This is a genomic window from Acinetobacter haemolyticus CIP 64.3 = MTCC 9819 (genome assembly GCF_000369065.1).
GTDB lineage: Bacteria > Pseudomonadota > Gammaproteobacteria > Pseudomonadales > Moraxellaceae > Acinetobacter > Acinetobacter haemolyticus.
Window position 1 is genome coordinate 450,333 of the sequence record NZ_KB849799.1, and the last position, 23,484, is coordinate 473,816.

Sequence of the window (23,484 nt, forward strand, 5' to 3'; positions counted from 1 at the left end):
TTATCTTGACTCCTCGTTACGACTGTTTGCTCGTCCTGTTGATGAAATGCTTCTCTGTACTTGTCCTTGCTGTGCAATTTTTTTAGAGCGTTCCAATTCCTCTAAATATTTCACTGTTGTGGAGATATCTGTTGGTAAAACAGCATCAGGCCAATTGGTTTTTTTAAAGCCTTTTGAAATTTTTTCAATATATTGTTTTATTGGGACATTGCTCGGATGATAAAAATCAATCACTAATTGTGTGGCGCCACCGGGTAGTAATAAACCTGTCCCAAGTTTATTTTCTAAATCAACTTGTTCTGCAATTTTCCCTTCCCATACTTTTAATCCATCCCAGTCATTCGGCACCTTTATCCCCATAGACTTTAGTTCACTTACGGTTGGAATTCTCTCCAACTCAATATAAATTCCATTTTTTGACCATTCTGATTTAACAGCGCAATCTAACCGCCATTCTGTGCCATTTTTAGGTAGTTTATCCCCCCAAAATAATCCAAAAGGTTTTGGATCAGATGAATCTAGTACTCGGTTAATATTTATTTTTCTCCCTGGTTTAAAAGTCTTTGCTTCGATCGGAGCCTTTTCACTAAATGTATTAATAACCCAACTAAGATTTTTCCTTAAATCAGTATAGCCTTCTACTGGCTCAAAATGACTCAAAGGTGCAGGCGTATGCCCTTTACTTGCAATCGCTTTAGATGCTGTCGAACTTAGACGAGCTTCAGTGGTCATCACTTTGGTCTGAGTACCGCCAATCTTCGCACCTGCCTCATTCATTTGACGAATGATCTCAGTACGAACTTTATTTAATGCTTGATCCAACTCTTTAATAGCTGAAGGAATCATCTTATCTGCAAGACGTCCCAACTCATCTAATTTTGGCCCCATTGAATTCACATAAACACTGACACTTTCTGGTAATGCTCCACCCATTTTCTGGCTAATAAAAGCAAAGCCATCTTTCATACGTGAAAGGCCATTCTTAAATTCAGACAAAATTTTACCTTGGTATTGGGCGAAATTAAGTTTTTGAATGAATTGAACCGAGTTGCCATAACCCATTTTTCTTAAAAAGGCGAGTATAGCAGCAGCCACTTCAGCAACCTTTGTTGCATCTTTCATCACTGTGATTAAGAGACGACCAATTCCTTTTAAAATACCTCCAAAAATCGGAATAATTGGCAATAAACATAAAATAATTTTGACCCAATTAATAACTTCAGAAGCTTCTTTTTTGTCATCCGCCATCTTCATCAAAATTGCAACCAAGTCTCGTGCTGCTGTTACTTCACCAGCTACAGGAAACATACTTATTGCAGCATCAATAAAAATCTGACCTACAGTTGCTTTATCGTTAAACTCTCCCTGTAAAGCACCACCAATCCATTTTCCTCCAGCAACTACACCATCTTTAACCTGTTTCGCACCACCTACAATTTGGTTACCAGCTTGCGTCGCTCTACTCCAAATGTCTGAGCCGATTTCAATGATTGCTATCTTCTTCTCTGCACTACTCATTTATTCTTTTCCTTCAGTGCTTGCTGATAAGAGGCTTCAAAATCATCCATTGCCCAGTCTGCTTTATGTTCAGGGTTTTCATCTGCTATAGCTATGACCTGATATGGTCTTTGATCTTCACCAAAAGTAACAACCGCTTCACCTTCTGGTGCATCTTGAATATCTGCAATTCCTTTGTTATTCGTTATTCCAGAATAACGCTGCCCATTTGCATATTTAATTGTAAAATTTGCGCCCTGAACTGGTTCTTGATCATGGTATTGTAATAACAGCTGTTTTCTAATTTCATTTGGCATCAAAGGGATATCTATGGGTACTTTCTGCCCCCCCACAAACAAATGCTGCCCCGCCTTTACCTCAAACTTTCCACCCGTCGTTGGAAAGATCCCCGAACCATTCAATTTGAGCTCAGAACTCTCTGCCTTTAATACAATTTCCTTCGGGCTATTAAAATAAACTGTATCCTCTGTCGAGATAATTTGTATTCCAGCTTTCGCTAATATATCTAAACCATCGCCTTGTGCCTGTATCTCAACCTTGCCTTTGCCTGCAACTTGTTTAATTCCATTTTGTGCTGCAAATAGACTGATCTTTTGGCTGGCTTGGGCAATCAAGTTCTTTTGGGTGGTCAGGTTAATACTGTCGCCTGCAAATTGGTTCAGTTGTCCATCCGCGGACAGATGTATGTCTTCTGAGGTGCTAAGTCCGATGCCATTCGGTGAGCTAAGTAACAGCATCGCTTGTTCAAAGCGGGCTATCTTCTCTTGGATTTGTTCTGCAAATGCCTGTAATTGCTCTACTGATTCTAATTCATCCGTTTGTTGGTTCTTTGCCACTTCACTCAGGGCTTTGGCATTGTTTTGGTTGCCTTCCAGCTGTTGTTTGGCTGTTTGCGCTTCAAGGTGTTCGCCTTGTGCTTGGTCTTGTGCATGGGTGCTGATCAGTAAGCCTTCGCCTGCTCGAATCGCACCCCATTGGTCTGTGCGGAGTTCAAAGCCTTCGCCTCGGTCTTCGCTTTCTGCTTGGGCTTTGGGATGGCTCAGCTTGCCGAGATTGAGTTGACTGGCTGCATGGCTACTTTGTAGTTGGGCACTGATCTGTCCTGTAGTGTCATCAAAGCGCAGTTGGTTGTAGCCTGAACCTTGGTATTCTTTGGATTTGATCCCTGCCAGTTTTTTGGTATCAGGTAATTTGCCTTGGTCATCGAATTTTGTTGGACTGCGTTGTGCTTCGTGGAGTCGTCCTGTGACAAAGGGACGGTCAATGTTGCCATCAAAGAAGTCGATGACGACGATTTCTCCAATGCGGGGTAGGAAGCGTGCGCCATAGCCTTCGCCTGCCCAAGGAGTGAGTACATCCACCCAAGCTGAATCGGTATCGTTGTTGTTGCTGCCTGCACCACCATCGTGGCTATGGTCGTCATTGCGGGTAAACAGGAAGCGAACTTTGATTCGTCCCCATTCATCCACATGGATTTCTTCGCCTTCGGGTCCCACTACTCTGGCACGTTGTGGGTGAGCAGCTGGACGGTGTTGCAGTGGATGGTATTCGGGTACGGTTTTAATATTTCGGCGTTGTAGCGTCAGTTGGTTGGCTTGGCGTTCTTCTGGGTTTGTGTTTTGGTGATCTTGCCATTGGCTTTGGGTGATCAGTTGATGGACTTGTTGTTGTAAGTCTTTTGGTAGGTTGTTTTGGTTGTAGTAGCTTTTGGCGGTGATTAGAAATTCTTGGTCTGCACCACTGTGTTGATCGATCTCTGGGTGTTCGTTGAGTTTAAACCAGTAGCCTACTTGGGTGTCTCGCACTGTAGTACTGGCGATAAATTGTTTGGCTTGGGCATCGTGGTAGTGACTGAGGTGTTGGTTCAGTTTTTCGATTTGGGTGTTGCCTGATGCTGTTGCACCATCTTCACCATTCAGGTCTTGCATCCATGCGGGGGTGAAGTGCCATGCGTCTTCGAGTCCTAAGCTGGCGTTGTCGTGTTGTTGACTATGTTGGTGTTTGCTTTGAACGCTACCTGCTCCGTCTTCTTGTTCTAAGGCATCGGCTTGCCAACGTTGGATATGGACTGCTGTGGGTTGTAGCGCACGTTCTGCAATGAGGCTGGTCATGCTGTCGTATTGTTCGGTGGCACTGCTACGGTGGTAGCGAATTGTTCTTCGATTTAAGGCTTGGTATTGGCTGTTGTCATCGATCAAGCGGAGTTTTTGGGCTTGGATTGAACTGGTGCTGTTGGCAACGTTCAGTTGTACTTCATCGATCAGCCAGTTAATGCCTTCGCTTCTAAGCAGTCGGGTAATGAAGTCATAGTCGCTTTCATTGGCTTGCATCACAAAGGGACGGATATCGTAGTCTTGTTTGATCCCACCAAGGTCGAGTGTAAGACTTGATGCAAATAGTGGGCTGCGTTGTTGCCATTCTTTGAATAGGGTTTGTACGATGTCGAGTACATTTTTATTCATAAACACGCGGCTGTTTCGGCGTTTATGCCACAGCGCGGTTGCATCATGGAGTTTGAGTTTATACAGCGTGAGGCTACCGTCAGATTGTCCTTGTACGGCTTCTGTGATAATCCCTGTGGTTCTAAATAGTGTACCTGTATCAGTAACTTGGTCTATCGCTGCCTGACAACCGATGAACTGTTTTAATGGGATGTGGGCGTTAGTTGATAGGCAGATCAGTTCTGCAGTCATGCCCTGATTAATGGCATGCTGACCTTGAATTTTTTGGAGGAAGACTTGTTGATTTAAGCTCGGATTGGCAAATTGTATGTGTATCGCACGTTTTTGTGCGGTTAAGCCGAGTTGTTCTAATGCAGCATAAATAGTCTTGAACATCGCTTCTTATTGAGTTTTTTTAAACGTGAGGGCATTTTACAGGAAAATTCGATCAGATGTTCAGACCGTCCCGTCTATTTGTGACAATTTTTGTCTTATTTTATTGCAATTTATTTAAATCGTCTCATTTCTGGTCTATTCGTCATGATTAAATCAAACGATAAAAAAATGTCCCGAAAATATCGAGACATTTAATATTTCTTAAGCGTCATTACACGAAACGAATCGGCTTGAACTCAGGCTCATTTTTATGATGATCATCATCACATTCTTCACCTTCTTCTTTGCTGCCACGATCAATATAACCGCTACGCTGTTCTTCTGGAAGATTTTCTATTTCCCATGCATAAACAGCTTGCATACATGTTTGACGTTGCTCTTTAGTCAAAGCAACACCATTTGGCCATTTACCGATTTCCACGGCTGTTTTTAATCGCTCTACAATCTCAGGATTTAAAATAGCGAGCATTTGTTCAATATTCATGATTCATCCTGTTGAAAAGATTCGAAATCTTGATTCCAGCCTAGTTTAGTACGACATGCCATATAGAAGTCATAACCAGGCGGATGTAATAAGCTTAGTTTAAATGGATGTTTTCGAATATGTACAGTATCACCAACATTTAACGCAACGCTATGTTGTCCGTCAGCACTGACCATTGGTAAAACACGATTTTCACGAATCGTGATTTTAACTTCGCTATGACCACCTACAACAATCGGACGAGATGATAATGTATGCGGGTGCATTGGAACTAAAGCAATCGCATCCATACTCGGATGCAAAATCGGACCACCACCTGACAATGCATATGCAGTTGAACCCGTTGGTGTCGAAACAATCAAACCATCACTGTGTTGCCGATATACATATTGTCCATCAATACTCAATTCAAAATCAATCATATGAACCGATCTTCCAGAGTGCAAGACCACATCATTTAAGGCAATCGCATCATAGATCGTTTCATTATTGGTGCGAACTTCCATTTCCAACAAGAAACGGCGATCCAATTGAAATTGACCTTGTAACACTTGATCAAGTTTAAAAATAGCTTCCGCAGGTTTGATATCAGTTAAAAAGCCTAATCGACCACGGTTAATGCCAATTACAGGAGTATTATATCGAACTAAGGCGCGAGCGGCATGCAATAAAGATCCATCACCGCCCACAACGACGACAAGATCAACCACCTCACCCAATAAGTTACGGCTTACGGTTTGTCCGTGGCTGTATGGAACCAATTGTGATGTTTCTTGATCAAAGACAGGATTTAGCCCTAAAGTAATTAAATGATCATGAATGAGACATAACGTTTCTACAACAGAATACTTATCTGGTCGCCCAATTAGACCAATATTTCGAAAGGATTTATGTGAAATTTGCACGAAAAATGTGGCTCCGTTGCGATTCTCGCATATCATATCATTATTCGTTGATGATTGATTAAAAACTATAAAAATGTAGATTCTGTGTTTTTAATGCAGTGATTCTCCACTTGTTTTGAAAGATTTTGTTGCATGTTGCTATTTATTCACAGTTTTGTGATTGCAAAATGCTCATAAGCTACGCATCATTAGCCACATTGTTTTTGTTTTAACGCAAATCTATGAAGTGTGAACGTGGTATCGGTTTTATAGGCCTAATCTTTTTAATTTTAGTGATCGGTATATTTGTTGCCTTTAGTATCTATCTGATCCGATTAGATAATATTATTCGCAATAAGTTTGAAGGTCAGCGCTGGGATATCCCTGCTAAAGTATTTGCTCGCCCGTTGGAGGTCTATGCGAATGCGCCAATTACCCAAGAAAACTTCATTCAAGAACTAAAATTACTGGGTTATACAAACACTAGCAATTACGAAAAGTCAGGCAGTTATGTCACACAAGGTAATAAACTTTATGTGCATACGCGTGGTTTTGACTATGGCGACAGTACTGAACCTGAGCAAGTATTAGAAGTTGGTTTTTCAGATGGTCGTGTTGGAGATATTCGTTCAACTAAACCTTCAAGTACTGGTATTGCTCGTTTAGAGCCGATGCTGATCGGCGGGATTTATCCTCAACATAATGAAGATCGTGTGCTAATTAAACTTGATCGCGTGCCTAAAACGTTGATTGAAGCCTTAATTTCAACGGAAGATCGTAATTTTTACCAGCACCATGGTGTTTCACTACGTGGTACAGCTCGTGCTTTGGTGAGTAATGCTACAGGTGGTAAACGTCAAGGGGGATCTACCCTGACGCAACAACTCGTTAAGAATTTTTATTTATCTCCAGAAAAAACGCTTAAACGTAAAGCCAATGAAGCACTCATGGCATTGTTGATTGAATTTCATTACAGTAAAGATGAAATCCTAGAAACTTATTTAAACGAAGTAAATTTAGGTCAAAATGGTAACTATTCAATTAATGGTTACGGACTAGCATCACAATTCTACTTTGGCTTACCTCTGCGTGAGCTCAACATTTCTCAACAAGCATTTTTGGTAGGTTTAGTACAAGGCCCTTCTCTTTATAATCCTTGGCGGAATCCTGAAGCAGCTAAAAAGCGTCGTGATGTCGTTTTAAACAATATGATGGTCATGGGTTATTTAACAGAAGCAGAATATCAAGATGAGATTGCTCGTCCGCTCAATGTTATTAGCAAACCAACCGTTGGACCAGCTAAATTCCCAGATTTCCTCGATATTGTTCGCCGTCAATTACGTACGGAATACCAAGAAAGTGACATAACTAATCAGGGTTTAAGGATTTTCACTACACTTGATCCAATTGCACAAACCAAAGTACAGACTGTATTTAAAAACTCAGTTGAACGCTTGGCTCAACGTAATCCTGCTCGTCTTAAAGACTTACAAGGGGCTATTTTAGTTGCTCACCCTGAAAATGGTGAGTTAATTGCAGCAGTTGGTTCAACTCAAGACTTTACTGGCTTTAACCGTACAATTGATGCAAAACGTCAAGTTGGTTCTCTATTAAAACCTGTCATTTTCTTAAATGCGATTGAATCTGGCCGCTATACATGGGCAAGCCCAGTTGAAGACACGGCTGTCAATATTCCAATTGATGGTGGTAAAAGCTGGTCACCCAAAAATTATAGTGGCAATGAAAATGGTATCGTGCCGATGCAACAAGCGCTGGCTAACTCCTATAACCTTTCAACTGTGCGTTTAGCAAATGAATTTGGTCTTTCTTCATTTAGTAATAAGCTAAAACAGTTTGGAGTAAACTCAGATATTCCGGCCTATCCTTCGATTTATCTTGGTGCAGTAAACATGTCACCGATGGAAGTGCTCAGTATCTATGGGAACTTCGCTACGGGTGGTTTTAAATATCCAACACGCTCAATTCGTTCAGTCGTAGATGCTCAGGGTCGCGTGCTCGATCGATTTGGTTTAAATGTTCAACAAACCATTGATCCAGCAGCAGCCTATATCTTGAATTACGGCTTACAGCAGGTCATGCGTACAGGTACTGGACGTTCTGCATATAACAGTCTACCTGAATCATTAAATCTTGCTGGTAAATCTGGTACAACAAACGATACACGCGACTCTTGGTTTGCAGGTTATTCAGGAAATCATGTTGCTGTGGTTTGGTTAGGTTTAGATGACAACAAGGTTACAGGACTTACAGGTTCGTCAGGTGCATTGCCTGTTTGGACCAATGTCATGAGACAACTTCGTCAAGAACCAGTAAATTTACGTCAAACGGATAATGTCCAATGGCAATGGATTGATCGCTCTACAGGTGATCTGTCAGCGCAAGGTTGTGAGGGTGCAATGTACATTCCTCTACTTCGTCAAACTGTACCACGTCGTGCAACCCTCTGCGGCCAATCACACTACGAAGTTGAGCCTACCTATATCCCTCAGAATGATTATGATGATGGTAATGACGACAGTATCGGAAATTATATCCGTGAAACTGAAAATCAAATGGATACTGATTTATCCAATCAAACTTCTACACGCATTATCTCTAGCGGTAGTTACAGTGGCAATAACTAAGTGATCGGATGATTGGAAATGATTAAAAAATCGCTATTCTTAACAGGTGTAATGATACTTGCTGGTTGTAGCACAACACCAGAACGCCCTACGCCTCAAACACCACCTCCGAAGGTGAATGATAGCCAGAAGAAAGTTACGCCACCCCCTTCTGGCGTCAAAATCACACCTTATGAGCAAAAAGAAATTAAGCGCCAAACTGTTCCAGTCGTAGTGCCTGAACAAAAGGTACAGCAAAGATTTAGCAATGACGGTGCGCAATTACCCGCTTTCAAGACATTGATGCAAAAGACTCAAACTGCGTACAAACAAAAACAGTTTGGCGATGCCGAACGTTTTGCGCTTCAGGCACAACGTATTGCACCTCAAGCCGCTGAAACATACTTATATTTGGCATTGATTGCTGATCAACGTAAGCAATATGCAAATGCTGAAGCTCTTGCTCGACGTGGTTTGAGTTATGCCCAAAGTAATGTAATGAAAAAACAACTTTGGACAATTGTACTTCGTGCTAGTGAAGCGCGAAATCACAACGTAAAAGCCGATGAAGCGAGAAGAATGATTCGTTCTCTGTAAACGAAGATCTGTGAAATACCAACAGAACCTATTCTATCGATTCAAACTCACGAATCCCAGCAAGCCCATAAGCATGATGTTTTTGGGCTTGTTCTATATCTTTAGGTGCAACACCACCCAAGGCAAACACTGGAATATCACTATTCTCAGCCAATTCAGAAAAACCATCCCAGCCTAACACTTTGGCTTCAAGATGAGTCTCTGTCTGATTCACAGGACTTAAAAACACAGCATCACAACCTATATCATGAGCATGTTTTAAAGACACTGCATCATGACATGCAGCGATAAAGCGCTTACCAACAATCAATTCACCATTTTTAAAACGCATAAGCTGTGATTGTTTTAAATGAATCGTCTGAATTTTTGCTTGTAATTTAGAATCAAGTTGTTGCCAAAGACTAAAATTGATAATCAACTTATTGAGTTGGTCATCAGTCAATACCGATAATTGTTGTTGAACTTCCACGATGTTTAGCTTTTCATTACGCCAATAAAATTGCGCATCACTATGTGGCAATGCAGGCAAAAGATCACTGATCTTAATTAGATGTGACCATACCAATCGTTCGATGATTGTCTTATTCGCCTTTGGAAAATTCAAATTCTGTAATTGATCTCGGCTGTACCACGTCCATGGCTGATGAATTAAATCCAAGAACTGATCTGGAACATGTGCATGAAATAAATGTAAGCGCACAATCAAATCATCATATTCATGCTGAATAACATCGAATTTGTGCCAATCTTTTAGACCAATCCCAACCTCTTCATAGATCTCACGCCGACAAGCCTGTTCAGGCGTTTCATGCTGTTCGACTTTACCGCCAGGAAATTCATGTTTATTGCCCTGATGTTGATTTGCTTGCCTCCATCCGACAAGCACTTTTGATTTATGCAATAAAATTGCAATCGCAACTTCAACTATCGATTTAGCCATAACAGTTTAATATCCCTGAGATTTCATAAAAAGTATAAGCAACCGAACATTTCAATTACATATCCCAAATAAAAAATAATAAATGATTTTGTAAATTAGCAAAAATTTCGTTGACAGGTGTATTCGATAATGATTATCATTTAAAGCATTAAAAAACACACCACGGAGCATAACAAATGAACGCACCATTTAACTTATTTACTCGTAGCACAGACTCAGCTCAATCTTTGCCAATGCTACATTCAAACAATCTTTTTGCCTTAGGACGTGAAATTCGGATTATGCATGCTGGAGAAGAATACCGTTTGCGTTTGACTCGCAACAACCGCCTGATTTTAACAAAGTAATATAATAAAAATCGGATAATAATAAACGTGGGAATAGCAGTATGTCAGCGCGTACTGCTTTTTTTATCCTTTATGACGTTTAGGCGTTTGCTGTTCTATTTTTAATTGAATACTTACTTTGAGTCCTCCATAGGTCGATTGGGAGAATTCCATTCGCCCATAATGTAGTTCGATTATCTTTCTACAAATCGACAAACCTAATCCTGAGCCCTGTGTTTTCGTTCCTAATGCCCGATAGAAACGTTCACCTAATCGTGCCAATACTTCCTCACTTATCATATCCCCTTCATTTTCAATAATCAGTTCAGATACGTTCTGATATTGCTCAAGTCGAAGATAGACATTTCCATCTTTTGGCGTATATCGAATTGCATTATCCAATAAATTTCGAATGCAACTAAACAATAACTGACGATTTCCAAACACATCATCTTTCTCTATCGTTTCAAGCTGAGAATGCAATCGTATTGATTTTTCATTGGCAAATAATGCTTGTGCTTGCATCACCTCAGTAATCAATTCATTTAGTGAAAAATGAGTTTTGGGAAGATTATCAGCATGCTCAGGATCTAAACGTGCCAGTAAAAGTAAGTTTTCTAGAGTCTGAATTCCTCGACTAACATCCTGCTGTATTTGAATAAAATCTGTAGCACGTTCAGGATATTTACGTTGTAATAATTGTAGACGCATTTGAATCGCTGAAAGTGGTGATCTCAGCTCATGTGATGCATCTGCCGTAAAACGTTGTTCAGCTTGTAATGATTGATTCAAACGTTGCAACAATTGATTCAATTGATTCAACATAGGTTGCAATTCTTTAAGTTCAATTTCACCAGAATGTATAGGACGAAGATCATCAGCATTTCTTGCAGAAATTTGTGCCGACAATTGGTGAATCATTTTAAACTGCCGTTTAATAAGCAAATATAGAATAAGCCATTGTACTAGCCATACCAAAATGAGAATTAAGCTGTACCCAACAATGCTATGCCATAATGCTTCAAAACGTTCAGCTAAAGGTTGTATCACCAAAACGTGCATATTTGAATGAGTATCTTTAGCTGTATAAATACGCCATAATTGTTGATCCTGCCAAATAAAACCATAATCATTGCGTGCTATCGCAAACTTATAATATTGTTGATCAAGTTGAAATTTCTCAGATTGAGTGAGCACATAATGCTGGTTGCTTAACCTATATTGAATGTCAAACTGATCACTAAGTTCATCTATTTGCTGTCCAGATGTTGCCGTCAAATCTGAAATTAATAACATATCTGAAATTTCATCCATGATTTCATCTTGTACTTGCATGGTCTGGTAAACAGATATAATGAGGAATAAAAGTAATGCCACGCAGCCAACAATGATTGAACTCATCATTGAAGTTTTTATTAGTTTCGTCTGCAAAGACACTACTTTCATTGTTTATTCCTGATGCATTCGATAGCCAAGTCCACGGACAGTCTTAATATACTGTCCGCCTATTTTTTTGCGAATTTGATAAATAAACACTTCGATTGCATTACTTTCAATTTCATCTCCCCATGCATACAGAGATTCTTCTAATTGTTCCCGCGTAAAAATATGATCTGGTTTTTGCATTAATTTATATAAAATTTGAAACTCCTTCGCAGTTAAATTTACTGTCTGCTCTGCCTGACTCAAGGTTTTCGCTTGTGGATCTAGTTTTAAATCAGCAAATTTAAGATATTGCCCTGCATCAACCTGATGCTGGCGTAGTTGTGATCGTACTCTTGCAGATAACTCTTCTAAGTTAAACGGTTTGACTAAATAGTCATTTGCACCCAGATCTAAACCTTCAACCCGATCATGGATATGATCTTTTGCAGTTATGAAAATAACTGGTGTTTTTAGGTTACGTTGTCGAATTGATTTTAAAATCTGATCACCAGATGCTTTTGGCAAACCTCGATCAAGTAATACACAGTCATACTGATGTTGTTCAACTGCTAAGATTGCATGATCACCACGCTCAACCCAATCAACACTATAACCATCCATTTCCAACCAGTCTTTAATGCTTTCCGCCTGTGAAGCATCATCTTCTGCCAATAAAATCCGCATCAATAAACGCTCTCATTTTATTTTTAATATTCAATTAAAGCATAAACAAAAAACCACATGAATATCATGTGGTTTTGTATGAGCACCTGTCATCAAAATTGAACTTGATCTACATCAACTTCAACACGTTTCTTCGGTTTGTAGTCAATATCAATCTCACCAATGATAGTCACAGGCGTTTTGGCTGAGATTGGCTTACCTTGCCATAATTCATCATCAATATCGACGGTGATACTACCTGTTTGATCACTAAACTGGTACTTTTCATCACCAATTGCTTTAACAATATAACCTTTGAGCTTGATAGGTGTATCATCCTTTAAGGTCAATGCTTGCTGTACCGTACTAATCTGTGTTGGTGTCAAAGCTTGTTGATTTACCGCACCCGTATTCGCTGCAACCATGGTCGTTGCACCAACCAAACTCGCAATCACTGCTACTTTTGAAAATACGTTCATCTTGATTTCCTCATTCTAATTTCATCATTTCGATGAGGTTATTTAAACAAACCAAGATGAGGTGAATCTGAAGATGGAAAAATCAACTAGCTAAGTGGAACAACTCGCAAAACCTCTTCCAGCGTTGTCACTCCTTCAATCACCTTACGAGCACCCACTATTCGCAATGGTTCGATACCTTCTTTTTTTGCTTGAGTTCGAAGATCATTGAGTGTGCCATGTGCGCTGATTAGTGACTTTAACTCTAGACTCACAGGCATAAATTCATATATACCGACACGACCTTTATAACCTGTATGACGGCATACTTCACAACCTACTGCCTTGAACATTGTGGTTGGCATATCCATCATATAATCAAAGGTTAAATGCTCCCACTCTTGCTCATTTATTGCTGTTTCTTGCTTGCAATGTGGGCACAATCGACGTACTAAACGCTGTGCTAACACCCCTAAAATCGTAGCTGAAGTTAAGAAAGGCTGCACACCAAGATCATGTAGTCGTGTCAAACTCGAGGGCGCATCATTGGTATGAAGAGTTGATAGCACCAGATGCCCTGTCAACGCTGCCTGAATCGCCATATTCGCAGTATCATGATCACGAATCTCACCCACCATGATAATGTCAGGATCTTGACGCATTAAAGCACGTACCCCATCAGCGAAACCCAACTCAATGTTTGGATTGACCTGCATCTGGTTAAAACTTGGCTCAAGCATTTCAATCGGATCTTCAATGGTACAGACATTGACTTGTTCAGTCGCCAATTGTTTTAGCGATGAATAGAGTGTTGTGGTTTTCCCAGAACCTGTCGGTCCCGTGACTAAAATAATCCCATGGCTATGTTGGGTGAGTTGTTGCCAACTCTGTAATAAATGCCCTTCAAAACCAAGTTGTTGAAAGCTTCGTACTAATACTTCTGGATCAAAGATACGCATGACTAACTTTTCGCCAAAAGCAGTCGGCAAAGTAGAAAGACGCAATTCTGTCTCTTGTCCCTTTGGCGTTCTGGTTTTTAAACGACCATCTTGAGGTTTACGCTTTTCAGCGACATTCATCCGGCCAAGTATTTTGATGCGGGAAATAACTGCGGTCAGCGTATTTGCAGGCATATTATAAATCGTATGCAATACCCCATCGATGCGGAAACGTACCTTCCCCTTATCCTTACGAGGTTCAAGATGAATATCACTCGCACCTTGCTCAAAAGCAAATTGCAGCACCCAGTCAACCAATTTAACAATGTGTTGATCATTTGCATCTGGATTTTGGGTGTCTCCTAGCTGTAAAAGTGCTTCTACACCTTTATTATCACGATCAAATGCGCTGGTATTTTGTGATGAGTTGACGGCTCGACTCACTTGATAATATTCGTGCAAGTATCGTTGTAATTGCTCTGGATTCAGTAAAACTTTTTCTATTCTTTTCGGGGCTAAACTTCGCTCTAAGTTATTTTGCCACTCTGTAGAAAACGGTTGATCAGTTCCAATCAAAATCCGATCGGCATGTACTTCAACCGCAAGAATGTGATTTCTCACCGCAAACTCTTGCGACATAACGCTAGTTAGAGCTGTTACATCTGCCTTTAAAGGGTCAATCACGAACAATGGAACTGCCGCTTTTTCAGCAAGCCACTGACATAAACGATTCAACGTCAAAGTAGAGGTTGGATTTAACTGATCTTTGAGCTTGAAGTTCGCAATCCACTGCAACGGATGCCATTTCAATTGCTCTTTTTGTCGATGAGTGGTCTGAATAAGTAATTTATCTCGTTCAGTAATAAGCCCATCTTTTAGTAGTTGCTCTAAACACCACGTCACATCGACTGTAAAAGAAAAATTTGCAAATTTTGCTTGTGCTTGCATTACCGTCTGTTCCCCCAAATTTATAACTCATTTATATTTCTAAGTTTGTTTGCTCTATATTTACAATCGACACATTCCTTTCATCCACTGTAAATTGAATATTTAATTCTGCAAAACACATTCCATAGACCCGTTCCGCATCATCTTGATATGCAGGTCGTGGATCTAAAGATAACACTTGTTCGAGTTCGCCTAATACTCTTTTATTTAAAATACCTTGCTTTAGTAACAGTAGCTGCTGTGATTGTGCAGATTCCATCCATTGTACCAACTTACGTACAGGCTGTTCTTGTGCATAGCCACTTACCGAATCAACTATTGCATCCGAATACTGTATATAGGGCTTTATGTCCAAAATCGGCGTACCATTCAACAAATCTGCTCCCGAAACGTACAGACGAACGCTCTTGGCGTGTTTTTCAACACGCAGATAACGGACCACAGACAAACCAATCGGTGATGGGCGGTACATACTTCTTGTTGCAAAGACCCCAATTTTCTGATTCCCTCCTAGACGCGGCGGGCGTACTTGTGCGCGAAATTTAGGCTGTTGATTCAAACTGTTATCACTATTTTTATTGTCATGAAACTGCCACACTAGCCACAAATGACTGAAATTTTCCAAACCATCAAATGCCAACAAATCATTATAGGGTTCAGCCATTTCTATAAAGCATTCGACTTCTACAAGATTTGGCTGTCGAGGAATGCCAAATTTTTCACGATAAGGAGAATGCATATAGCCAATAATCGGCATCGTTACAGCGTCAATCATCACTTTTTCTTATAAACACAATTAAATATATTCAGTTTATCGAGAATGATTTTAGATTAGAATAGCAATCTGTTTCTTTTATCTGTGATCGAGACCTTTAATGGCTGCTTTTAACGTTGAACGCATTACTCATGTTCACCACTGGAATGACACACTTTTCAGCTTTAAAACCACACGCGATGCAAGCTTACGTTTTAAAAATGGTCAGTTTGTGATGATCGGACTTGAAGTGAATGGCAAGCCTTTAATGCGCGCTTATTCGATTGCAAGTGCGAACTATGAAGAAGAACTTGAATTCTTCTCGATTAAAGTACAGGACGGTCCACTAACTTCTATTTTACAAAAAGTACAAGTAGGCGACGAAATCCTGATTTCAAAAAAACCTACAGGTACTTTAGTACACGACGACTTATTACCAGGTAAAAACTTATATCTTTTATCTTCTGGTACAGGTCTTGCGCCATTTCTTTCTTTACTTCGTGATCCAGAAACTTACGAAAAATTTGAAAAAGTGATTATGGTTCACGGTACACGCTATGTATCTGAACTCGCTTATCAAGATCTCATCTTGAATGAACTTCCTAACCATGAATTCTTTGAAGAATTAGGAATCAAAGACAAGTTGATTTACTACCCAACTGTGACGCGTGAACCATTCCATACACAAGGTCGTGTAACAACAGCAATCGAAACTGGCGAATTATTTGAAAAAATTGGTTTGCCTCGTTTCAATCGTGAAACTGACCGTGCCATGCTTTGTGGTAGCCCAGCATTCCTAAAAGATGTTGCTGCACTACTCGATCAACACGGCTTGGTTGAATCACCACGTATGGGTGTGATGGGTGATTATGTTATTGAACGCGCATTTGTTGAAAAATAAGCTTTAATATTTAAACTAAAAAAACCGAGTGATAAATTCACTCGGTTTTTTTAAGATTAATCGGTAATTAAAATACGGCTTTAAGCCGCCTCTAAATTTATCAACCGTTCAATATAATACCAACACTCTTCTATTTCAGAATGATCCTTATTTACTTTGGCATAGGCCGTCATACCATCCAATATATTAATATACATAGCAGTCAAAACGTGAGGTTGAAATACTTTCGCTTTTTCAAACAAATCCTCAACCAGCCCCATTAACCATTCTCTATACTCTACAATCGGACGAATAATAGATGGATATTGTTGCAATATTTCCAAAGATGCTTTTTGAAACATACAACCATGGAAATCATCCGAATTAAACCATGACAGATGCCAAAAATAGACAGCTTTAATCTTACCTAAATAATCTTCTTCACTTAACTGATTCACCTCATGCTCAATAGCTTCTTGAATACTTTTATTTCTTCGTGATAAGCACTCTTCAATCAGATTCTCTTTCGATGGAAAATACTTGTAGAATGTCATCTTTGCAACGCCTGACTCACTAATAATTCGATCTACCCCAACAGAGCTATAATTATGACGATTGAAGAGGTACAGAGCCGTTGCAATAATATCTTCTTTTTTTGACATTTTATTATCCTTTTAGAATTATAATATAAACTTAATATATTATTTAGGCATAGTTTATAGGCTTGAAAAATCTGGCGACTATGCTGTTGTCCATATTCTTTATGAACATAATAGGAAATATAACACTTCCAATCAAGTTCACTATTATACGTTAAGCAAAAATAAGATGACAAACAAGCTGATTTGTAAAAATTTCTTTCTATTTAAAAATAAATTCAATTATTAATGTGAAATAAATCACCTTTTATATATTTTTTGATTAATTAACAATCTGAATGGTTATTTTTTAGCTCGCTTAATAAATTGATTTCACCTCTAAATCACCTTATATTTATTTTATCCAATAAAAAGATATTTGGTTGGACCAATAGTTATATTCATAAACAACCAAAAAAAATCGAACTATATCATTGGAAAAGCAATAACATTTATTAATTCATTGAGTAAAAAACTATGCCAAAAATATTTGAAAACTTTGACAACCCAAGGCAGAAAGCTATAGACGGTATGAAAAATAGCATTTCTACAGAAGCTTGGAACAAGAATTTGAACTTTCTGAACAGTTTAAGAGCGGAGATTTCAAAGCATCCTGTTTCAAAACATCCCGCCATCCAACTTCTGAATGATGGTTTAATCGATAAAGAAACCTTAAAACACATCCACTTAGAATATCGACATGCAATCGTGCAAGTTTTTACTGATGCGCTACTGATGGCTCAATTCCAGACAAAGCAATTAGAGCCGAGACTCCTGTCAGGTTCTAAAATGTATCCTCGCTTTTTATTAAATCTTAATATTCTGGATGAGTTCGGTTTTCGTCCTGCATTAGACAACAATCAGTATTATTCTGGTAATCCAGAATACGCACACTATCCTTTGTTTGAAGATGTACTTGATGATTTTGAGTTAACACAAACAGAGCGTAATAACTATCAACCGTCTATTATTGCGCAGAAAGTTCGCTCATTTTTAGAAAATACCTTTGATCATTATCAAGCTGTAACTGCTTTACTTGCGGTCGCTGAAGAAGAAGTAATTCTATTTAGCCCTGCATTACGTCAAGCAACCAAAGCGGTTGGTTTCAATGTAGATAGTGGTTATTACTATGTCCATGGCGTCTCACATGATGCATCCGCCGAAGCTGCAGATGATGACCACGAAGATGATCTATGGTTTGTCTTGGCTCAGGCTTGCGTCGAATCAGATTATGATTTAATCCGTGATCTTTGCTTAGAATATTGTGACCTTTGGCAAATGTTTTGGGATGAACAAATCTCTAGTTACCAGTACGAAGCATATCGAAAACTTGCTTAATGCGGATAAAAGGTCATTTCTACATGTTTAATGTGAATATGACCTTTAAACCCTATGTTAACTTAGAAAACCAATGATCGATGTGCAGCAACACCAGCCATCGTCCCATCGCCTACAGCCAATGAAACTGATCCACCTAATCGAGCTACATCTCCACACGCAAAAACACCAGATATTGATGTTTCTTTTAAGGCATTGGTTTTAATCATTTGCCCCATTGGGTTGTGCTCCAACTCACATGCGAGCTTATGTATCCAATCTTGATAAATTACACATTTGGTTGTGACAAATATCCCTTCAAAAGTAATATGATTTTGATCAGACAGCACAACTGTGCTGTGTTCAATAATTTCTGCAATAGGCCTTTTTTCAATCACGACATTTCTTTCAATCAACTGTGCTTCTACTTCAGCGGCTAAAGGCTGGCCATTCAAAAAGTAGGTCACGCTCCCCCATTCGGGTAATAACATTGCCATATGGGCTGAATGCTCAGAACTTGCAATTAACCCAATTTTTCCTTGATTTAACTCAAAACCATGGCAGTAAGGGCAATGAAAAATACTTTTTCCCCAACGTTCTTTAAGCCCCTTGATCTCAGGCAGTTGGTCTTGTACACCAGTTGCAATGATGATTCTTTTCGCACTTACCGCCTGTATACCATCAATACAAATATGAAAAAGATCATCTTTTTTTTCTAACCGCTTTACCTGCCCATCAATCCAGTCCACTGTTGGGTATTGAAGTAATTGCTGCTTGGCGATCTGTGCGATTTCGCTCGCAAGCGCACCATCTTGTGTTAGAAAACCATGTGAGTGATCTGCAAAGCGATTTCTACGTTGCCCTGCATCTATTATTACAACTTTTCTTCTTGCACGACCCAGTGGCAAGCCTGCTGCCAGACCGGCATAACTACCACCAATGATTACCACATCATAATTCATTTTCACACACCAATAAGTAACTTTTAAAGTTACACTAGTACTTTTTATTTATATTTGCAACTTTTGATGTTACATTAATATCCAACCTTAAATCACCCTACATGCTATGCGTACCGACAGCAAACTTTCTCGAATGCTCCATGTGCTACTCCATATGGCACGTCAAAACAAGATTTTCACTTCAGAAGAAATTGCACATATGCTTTCAACCAATGCTGTAGTCGTCAGACGTACAATGGCAGGATTAAAAAATGCAGGTTTTATACAATCGGTAAAGGGACCCAAAGGAGGTTGGCATCTTATAGCTGACTTAGAAAAAACAACATTATTAGATATTTATAATGCAGTAGGCGAACCAACCATTTTCGCAATCGGTAATGAACGAGAAAATCCAGAATGCGGTGTTGAACGTGTTGTAAATGCGGCCTTAGAAGATGCGATGCAACAAGCACAAGATATTCTTTTAGCAAAATTAAAAGCAACGACACTTGCTGACCTTGCATACGCGTTTGATCAACTTTATCGAGCCAAAATGCATAATTATCAAGCATAAAATCTTAATGACAGCATAGACAAAGTAGATCAGGAAACCTGCTTGTTTTACCATCATGTAAATTATTGGAAAGTAGCTTCACAAATTACGATACAATTCAACTTTATTGCTTTTTCTTCTCAATATGTTTTCTCAGCTTGATGTTAATTTATTGGTACTCATCATCTTACTTGCTTGTGGCGTTTTTAGTCACAATACGGCGGTTACGATAGCTGCCGCTGTATTGATTGTGGTGAAACTCACACCTTTAGACCAATTTTTCCCTTATATCCAGCAACATGGCTTAAATATTGGAATTATTATTCTAACCATTGGTGTCCTCGCGCCGATTGCGAGTGGCAAGATCAGTGGCGATAATATTTTAAAGTCTTTCATCAGTGTGAAGTCTTTAATCGCCATTGCCATAGGATTATTGGTTGCATGGCTGGGCGGTCGTGGAATGAAGCTCATGACCAGTCAACCCGATGTCATTGCAGGCCTATTGATTGGTACAGTTGCAGGGGTTGCATTACTCCGTGGTGTACCTGTAGGTCCTTTGATCGCAGCAGGTATCCTTTCACTTTTGATTGGGAAGTCTTGACCAATAATTTAACAGTCAATAAATATACCGAGAAAAACAAAAAATCACCTAGAACCTAGAAATGATCTAGAGTTTCTAAGTGATCTGCTTAGCACCACCATATATTAGCGTTCGTAATATACTGTACGTTTTTTTGAAAATTTTTCTAATTGCTTTAAAAAGCCCTCAAAATAATTTTTCTCTTTTTCTTCAGTTCGATAGCCCGCATACAATGTACGTCTTAGACCCTGCGGTGCAACACAATCCAAGCGACGACTGACAACCCAACCTTTTTGTTCATATTCATTCACGACCCAATCAGGCAAAGCCGCTACGCCCCGCCCACTAGCAACCAACTGAATAAGCATTTGGGTTAAATCTGTTGTCCGTATATGTTTAGGCTGGATATTCTCAGGAATAAACAAGTGCGCCATGATATCCAAACGATGTTTATCAACTGGATAAGTAATCAAGGTTTGCTCAGCTAAATCCTGCACTGTAACTTGTTCGGCTCGCACAAGTGGATGTGTATTGGATAACACTAAACGCGATTCATATTCAAAAATTGGGAAATATTCGATCCCTTTTAAAGCGATAGGATCAGCTGTAATCAATAAATCAAATTCAGCATTTTGCAACAATTCATGTGGATTGGATTCAAAACCTGCTGCAAAGTCCAAATCCACATCTGGGTATTGGTGACGGTATTGATTCAATAACGGCATCAACCAGTCAAAACAGCTATGGCATTCGGAAGAAAAAATAATACGTCCTGTCTGCCCATGCACAATCCGAGTAATATCCGTTTGGGCTATCTGTACTTGCGGCAAGATATCATCTGCAAGCTTGAGTAGGCGTTGTCCGACATTGGAAAAAGTCACGGGACGACTGCGACGATTTACCACCTCTACCCCGTACCAATGATCCAATTCTTTAAGTTGATGAGAAATCGCGGATGGCGTTAAACATAAATCCGCTGCAGCAGCAACCAATGAACCATGCTCTCGTAAAGCAATCAATGTTTTTAAATGACGAAGCTCTAACACGACCAAAACCAAAATTGAATTTAATTCATCTTAACATAAAATTAATTAGCTTACCTCAATATGACTTTACTTTATCATTCACATATTAAACAGCGCATACACGAGAAAATATTTTGAACTGTTTGCAATTTTTAAAGTTAAATTAATTTCATTTTATGCTGAAAAACTTTCACTAAATTCAGCGTTTTGTGTTACCTAAAACTTTTACAATAGTCGATAATTCACTTATTCCTTTTGTTGAACATGTCTCTTGAACGCCAAAAACTAACCTTACCTAAAGGTCATGATAAATTACTATTACATTCCTGCTGTGCGCCATGTTCAGGTGAAGTCATGGAAACCCTCATCGAATCTGGTATCGACTTTTCGATTTTTTTCTATAACCCAAACATCCATCCAGTCAAAGAATATTTGATTCGTAAAGAAGAAAACATTCGTTTTGCAGAAAAACATAATATTCCGTTTATCGACTGTGATTACGATACCGATAATTGGTTTGCTCGCGCGAAAGGCATGGAGAATGAACCTGAAAAAGGCATTCGTTGCACGATGTGTTTTGACATGCGTTTTGAAAGAACCGCATTATATGCCCATGAACATGGCTTTAGCTTGATTAGCAGCTCATTGGGTATTTCTCGTTGGAAGAATATGCAGCAAATCAATGACTGTGGTCTCCGCGCCGCTGCACATTATCCTAATATCGAATACTGGGATTATAATTGGCGCAAGCATGGCGGTGCAGTACGTATGCTAGAAATCAGTAAAAGAGAAGAATTCTATCAACAAGAGTATTGTGGTTGTGTTTATTCGCTTTGTACACGACAAAAAAAGATAACTCATTGAAATAATGGCATAATACTTGTTTTCTGACGACGAATATGATGACACATTTCAATGAGTTACATCTCATCTTAAACAAATATCTAAAGTGGAACAAGTCACATGCAAAATGTTTTACACTGATTATGCTTGCATTAATTGTAAAACAGACATGTAATCTTTCTTCTGCATCTAAAGCCTTACCCATCAAGTGCTTACCACAATCATTTTATCGACGTATACAACGCTTCTTTGCAGATCAGTATTTCGATTATCGTCAAATTTCTCAGTTAATTTTCAATATATTTTCATTCGATAAAGTCCAATTAACTTTGGATAGAACTAATTGGAAATGGGGAAAACGAGATATTAATATCTTGATGTTAGCCATCGTCTATCGTGGAATAGCGATACCTATTGTTTGGACATTGCTCAATAAACGTGGAAATTCAGATACAAAAGAGCGTATTGCTTTGATTCAACGCTTTATCTCCATTTTTGGTAAAGATCGTATTGTGAATGTGTTTGCAGACAGAGAATTTATCGGTGAGAAATGGTTTACATGGTTAATTGAAAATGACATTAACTTCTGTATACGTGTTAAAAAAACTTTATTGTGACCAATCACTTAGCCAAGAATCATAAAATTAGTGATTTATTTCGTCATCTTCAAGTTGGTCAAACTGAATGTCGTAAACGACGTATTTGGGTTGGTCGAGTGAAACTGTATATTAGTGCGCTACGATTAGAAGATGGAGAGCTTTTACTTGTTGTTTCTCCTATGTTTAATGCTTCTGCTATTCGTGATTATGCATTACGCTGGGAAATCGAAACGTTATTTAGTTGTCTCAAAGGACGTGGATTCAATCTTGAAAATACTCGTTTAACAGACCCTAGACGAGTCAAGAAATTGATAGCAGTGCTAGCTATCGGTTTCTGTTGGTGCTATTTAACAGGTGAATGGCAACATGATCGGAAAAAAGCGATAAAAATAAAGAAGCATGGACGACTTTCAGTAAGTTTATTTCGCTACGGTTTGGACTATGTTCAAATGGCTATTCTACGTTTGATTGGTTTTGGAAAAAAAGAAGAATTTAAGAAAGTGCTAGCAATTTTAAGAAAGAAAAAGCCTGATAGGACAAGGATCCTATGAAATTTGTCGTGTACAGAGGTTTATTCGTTAAGAGACACCAATCGCTGGCGTATGAGTAATGGACGTGATCGCATTAAATTGGGTGTAAAATTTTACAGCAATGCGATGGATGATGAATAAAATGAATAAGCTGATCCATACATATAGATCAGCTTATGATC

General features: G+C 39.1%; 21 protein-coding genes and 2 pseudogenes. 10 read left to right on the plus strand and 13 right to left on the minus strand.

What is annotated here, in order from left to right; all coding sequences use genetic code 11:
- The 4 genes from F927_RS02190 to F927_RS02205 form a co-directional block, all read right to left on the minus strand.
- Positions 1 to 1,518, minus strand: a complete 1,518-nt coding sequence (locus tag F927_RS02190; RefSeq protein ID WP_005081062.1) for a hypothetical protein — start codon at positions 1,516 to 1,518, stop codon at positions 1 to 3.
- On the minus strand, positions 1,515 to 4,355 hold the full coding sequence (locus F927_RS02195) for a type VI secretion system Vgr family protein (protein ID WP_005081064.1): 2,841 nt from the start codon (positions 4,353 to 4,355) through the stop codon (positions 1,515 to 1,517). The genes F927_RS02190 and F927_RS02195 overlap by 4 nt, the downstream gene beginning before the upstream one ends.
- A gap of 211 nt (positions 4,356 to 4,566) precedes the next feature.
- Positions 4,567 to 4,839 carry a YeaC family protein gene (locus F927_RS02200; RefSeq protein ID WP_004638685.1) on the minus strand — a complete coding sequence of 91 codons (273 nt, stop codon included), beginning with the start codon at positions 4,837 to 4,839 and terminating at the stop codon, positions 4,567 to 4,569.
- Positions 4,836 to 5,744, minus strand: coding sequence for an NAD(+) kinase (locus tag F927_RS02205; RefSeq protein ID WP_005081066.1), 909 nt, complete (start codon positions 5,742 to 5,744; stop codon positions 4,836 to 4,838). The genes F927_RS02200 and F927_RS02205 overlap by 4 nt, the downstream gene beginning before the upstream one ends.
- Positions 5,745 to 5,965: 221 nt before the next feature.
- On the opposite strand from F927_RS02205, the gene mrcB reads away from it, so the two are divergent.
- Positions 5,966 to 8,368, plus strand: a complete 2,403-nt coding sequence (gene mrcB / locus F927_RS02210; protein WP_005081068.1) for a penicillin-binding protein 1B — start codon at positions 5,966 to 5,968, stop codon at positions 8,366 to 8,368.
- Positions 8,369 to 8,386: 18 nt separating this feature from the next.
- A complete protein-coding gene (locus tag F927_RS02215; protein WP_005081070.1) occupies positions 8,387 to 8,944 on the plus strand; it encodes a tetratricopeptide repeat protein in 558 nt (185 codons plus the stop codon).
- 28 nt (positions 8,945 to 8,972) lie between these two features.
- On the opposite strand, the gene F927_RS02220 is transcribed toward F927_RS02215, so the two are convergent.
- On the minus strand, positions 8,973 to 9,884 hold the full coding sequence (locus tag F927_RS02220; RefSeq protein WP_005081073.1) for a thiamine phosphate synthase: 912 nt from the start codon (positions 9,882 to 9,884) through the stop codon (positions 8,973 to 8,975).
- 176 nt (positions 9,885 to 10,060) lie between these two features.
- On the opposite strand from F927_RS02220, the gene hemP reads away from it, so the two are divergent.
- Complete coding sequence (gene hemP / locus F927_RS02225; protein ID WP_004638676.1) at positions 10,061 to 10,231, plus strand: hemin uptake protein HemP; 171 nt, start codon at positions 10,061 to 10,063, stop codon at positions 10,229 to 10,231.
- 63 nt (positions 10,232 to 10,294) lie between these two features.
- Here hemP and F927_RS02230 read toward each other — a convergent pair whose 3' ends face one another.
- From F927_RS02230 to tsaA, 5 genes are all read right to left on the minus strand, one after another.
- A complete protein-coding gene (locus F927_RS02230) occupies positions 10,295 to 11,656 on the minus strand; it encodes a sensor histidine kinase (RefSeq protein WP_005081075.1) in 1,362 nt (453 codons plus the stop codon).
- Between the two features lie 3 nt (positions 11,657 to 11,659).
- The gene (locus F927_RS02235) at positions 11,660 to 12,319 is read right to left on the minus strand and encodes a response regulator transcription factor (RefSeq protein WP_004638671.1); all 660 of its coding nucleotides are present in this window, start codon (positions 12,317 to 12,319) and stop codon (positions 11,660 to 11,662) included.
- A 92-nt stretch (positions 12,320 to 12,411) separates the two neighbouring features.
- Complete coding sequence (locus F927_RS02240; protein ID WP_005081078.1) at positions 12,412 to 12,777, minus strand: NirD/YgiW/YdeI family stress tolerance protein; 366 nt, start codon at positions 12,775 to 12,777, stop codon at positions 12,412 to 12,414.
- Between the two features lie 86 nt (positions 12,778 to 12,863).
- Positions 12,864 to 14,642 (minus strand): type IV pilus assembly ATPase TfpB, encoded by a 1,779-nt coding sequence (locus F927_RS02245; protein WP_005081079.1) that lies wholly within the window; start codon positions 14,640 to 14,642, stop codon positions 12,864 to 12,866.
- 31 nt (positions 14,643 to 14,673) lie between these two features.
- Positions 14,674 to 15,417 (minus strand): tRNA (N6-threonylcarbamoyladenosine(37)-N6)-methyltransferase TrmO, encoded by a 744-nt coding sequence (gene tsaA, locus F927_RS02250; protein ID WP_005081081.1) that lies wholly within the window; start codon positions 15,415 to 15,417, stop codon positions 14,674 to 14,676.
- 100 nt (positions 15,418 to 15,517) lie between these two features.
- Between tsaA and F927_RS02255 the strand changes: the two genes are divergently transcribed.
- On the plus strand, positions 15,518 to 16,297 hold the full coding sequence (locus F927_RS02255; protein ID WP_004638665.1) for a ferredoxin--NADP reductase: 780 nt from the start codon (positions 15,518 to 15,520) through the stop codon (positions 16,295 to 16,297).
- An 80-nt stretch (positions 16,298 to 16,377) separates the two neighbouring features.
- Here the strand turns inward: F927_RS02255 and F927_RS02260 are convergent, their stop codons facing one another.
- On the minus strand, positions 16,378 to 16,938 hold the full coding sequence (locus F927_RS02260) for a TetR/AcrR family transcriptional regulator (RefSeq protein WP_004638664.1): 561 nt from the start codon (positions 16,936 to 16,938) through the stop codon (positions 16,378 to 16,380).
- 453 nt (positions 16,939 to 17,391) lie between these two features.
- On the opposite strand from F927_RS02260, the gene F927_RS02265 reads away from it, so the two are divergent.
- A complete protein-coding gene (locus F927_RS02265) occupies positions 17,392 to 18,252 on the plus strand; it encodes a hypothetical protein (RefSeq protein ID WP_005081085.1) in 861 nt (286 codons plus the stop codon).
- Positions 18,253 to 18,314: 62 nt separating this feature from the next.
- Here F927_RS02265 and F927_RS02270 read toward each other — a convergent pair whose 3' ends face one another.
- On the minus strand, positions 18,315 to 19,193 hold the full coding sequence (locus F927_RS02270) for an NAD(P)/FAD-dependent oxidoreductase (protein ID WP_005081087.1): 879 nt from the start codon (positions 19,191 to 19,193) through the stop codon (positions 18,315 to 18,317).
- Between the two features lie 106 nt (positions 19,194 to 19,299).
- Between F927_RS02270 and F927_RS02275 the strand changes: the two genes are divergently transcribed.
- Positions 19,300 to 19,746 carry an Rrf2 family transcriptional regulator gene (locus F927_RS02275; protein ID WP_005081089.1) on the plus strand — a complete coding sequence of 149 codons (447 nt, stop codon included), beginning with the start codon at positions 19,300 to 19,302 and terminating at the stop codon, positions 19,744 to 19,746.
- 124 nt (positions 19,747 to 19,870) lie between these two features.
- Positions 19,871 to 20,326, plus strand: coding sequence for a DUF441 domain-containing protein (locus tag F927_RS02280; protein WP_004638660.1), 456 nt, complete (start codon positions 19,871 to 19,873; stop codon positions 20,324 to 20,326).
- 104 nt (positions 20,327 to 20,430) lie between these two features.
- Here the strand turns inward: F927_RS02280 and F927_RS02285 are convergent, their stop codons facing one another.
- The gene (locus tag F927_RS02285; RefSeq protein ID WP_005081091.1) at positions 20,431 to 21,351 is read right to left on the minus strand and encodes a LysR family transcriptional regulator; all 921 of its coding nucleotides are present in this window, start codon (positions 21,349 to 21,351) and stop codon (positions 20,431 to 20,433) included.
- Between the two features lie 243 nt (positions 21,352 to 21,594).
- On the opposite strand from F927_RS02285, the pseudogene F927_RS02290 reads away from it, so the two are divergent.
- The 3 genes and pseudogenes from F927_RS02290 to F927_RS17335 all read left to right on the plus strand — a co-directional run.
- Positions 21,595 to 22,164 (plus strand): annotated as a pseudogene (locus tag F927_RS02290) (epoxyqueuosine reductase QueH); the annotation flags it as partial.
- Between the two features lie 68 nt (positions 22,165 to 22,232).
- A protein-coding gene (locus tag F927_RS17030; protein WP_107010211.1) for an IS4-like element ISAba33 family transposase occupies positions 22,233 to 23,323 on the plus strand; the annotation gives its coding sequence in 2 pieces (ribosomal slippage) (positions 22,233 to 22,773 and positions 22,773 to 23,323; 1,092 coding nt in all).
- Between the two features lie 9 nt (positions 23,324 to 23,332).
- Positions 23,333 to 23,443 (plus strand): annotated as a pseudogene (locus F927_RS17335) (epoxyqueuosine reductase QueH); the annotation flags it as partial.
- Positions 23,444 to 23,484: the final 41 nt, after the last annotated feature.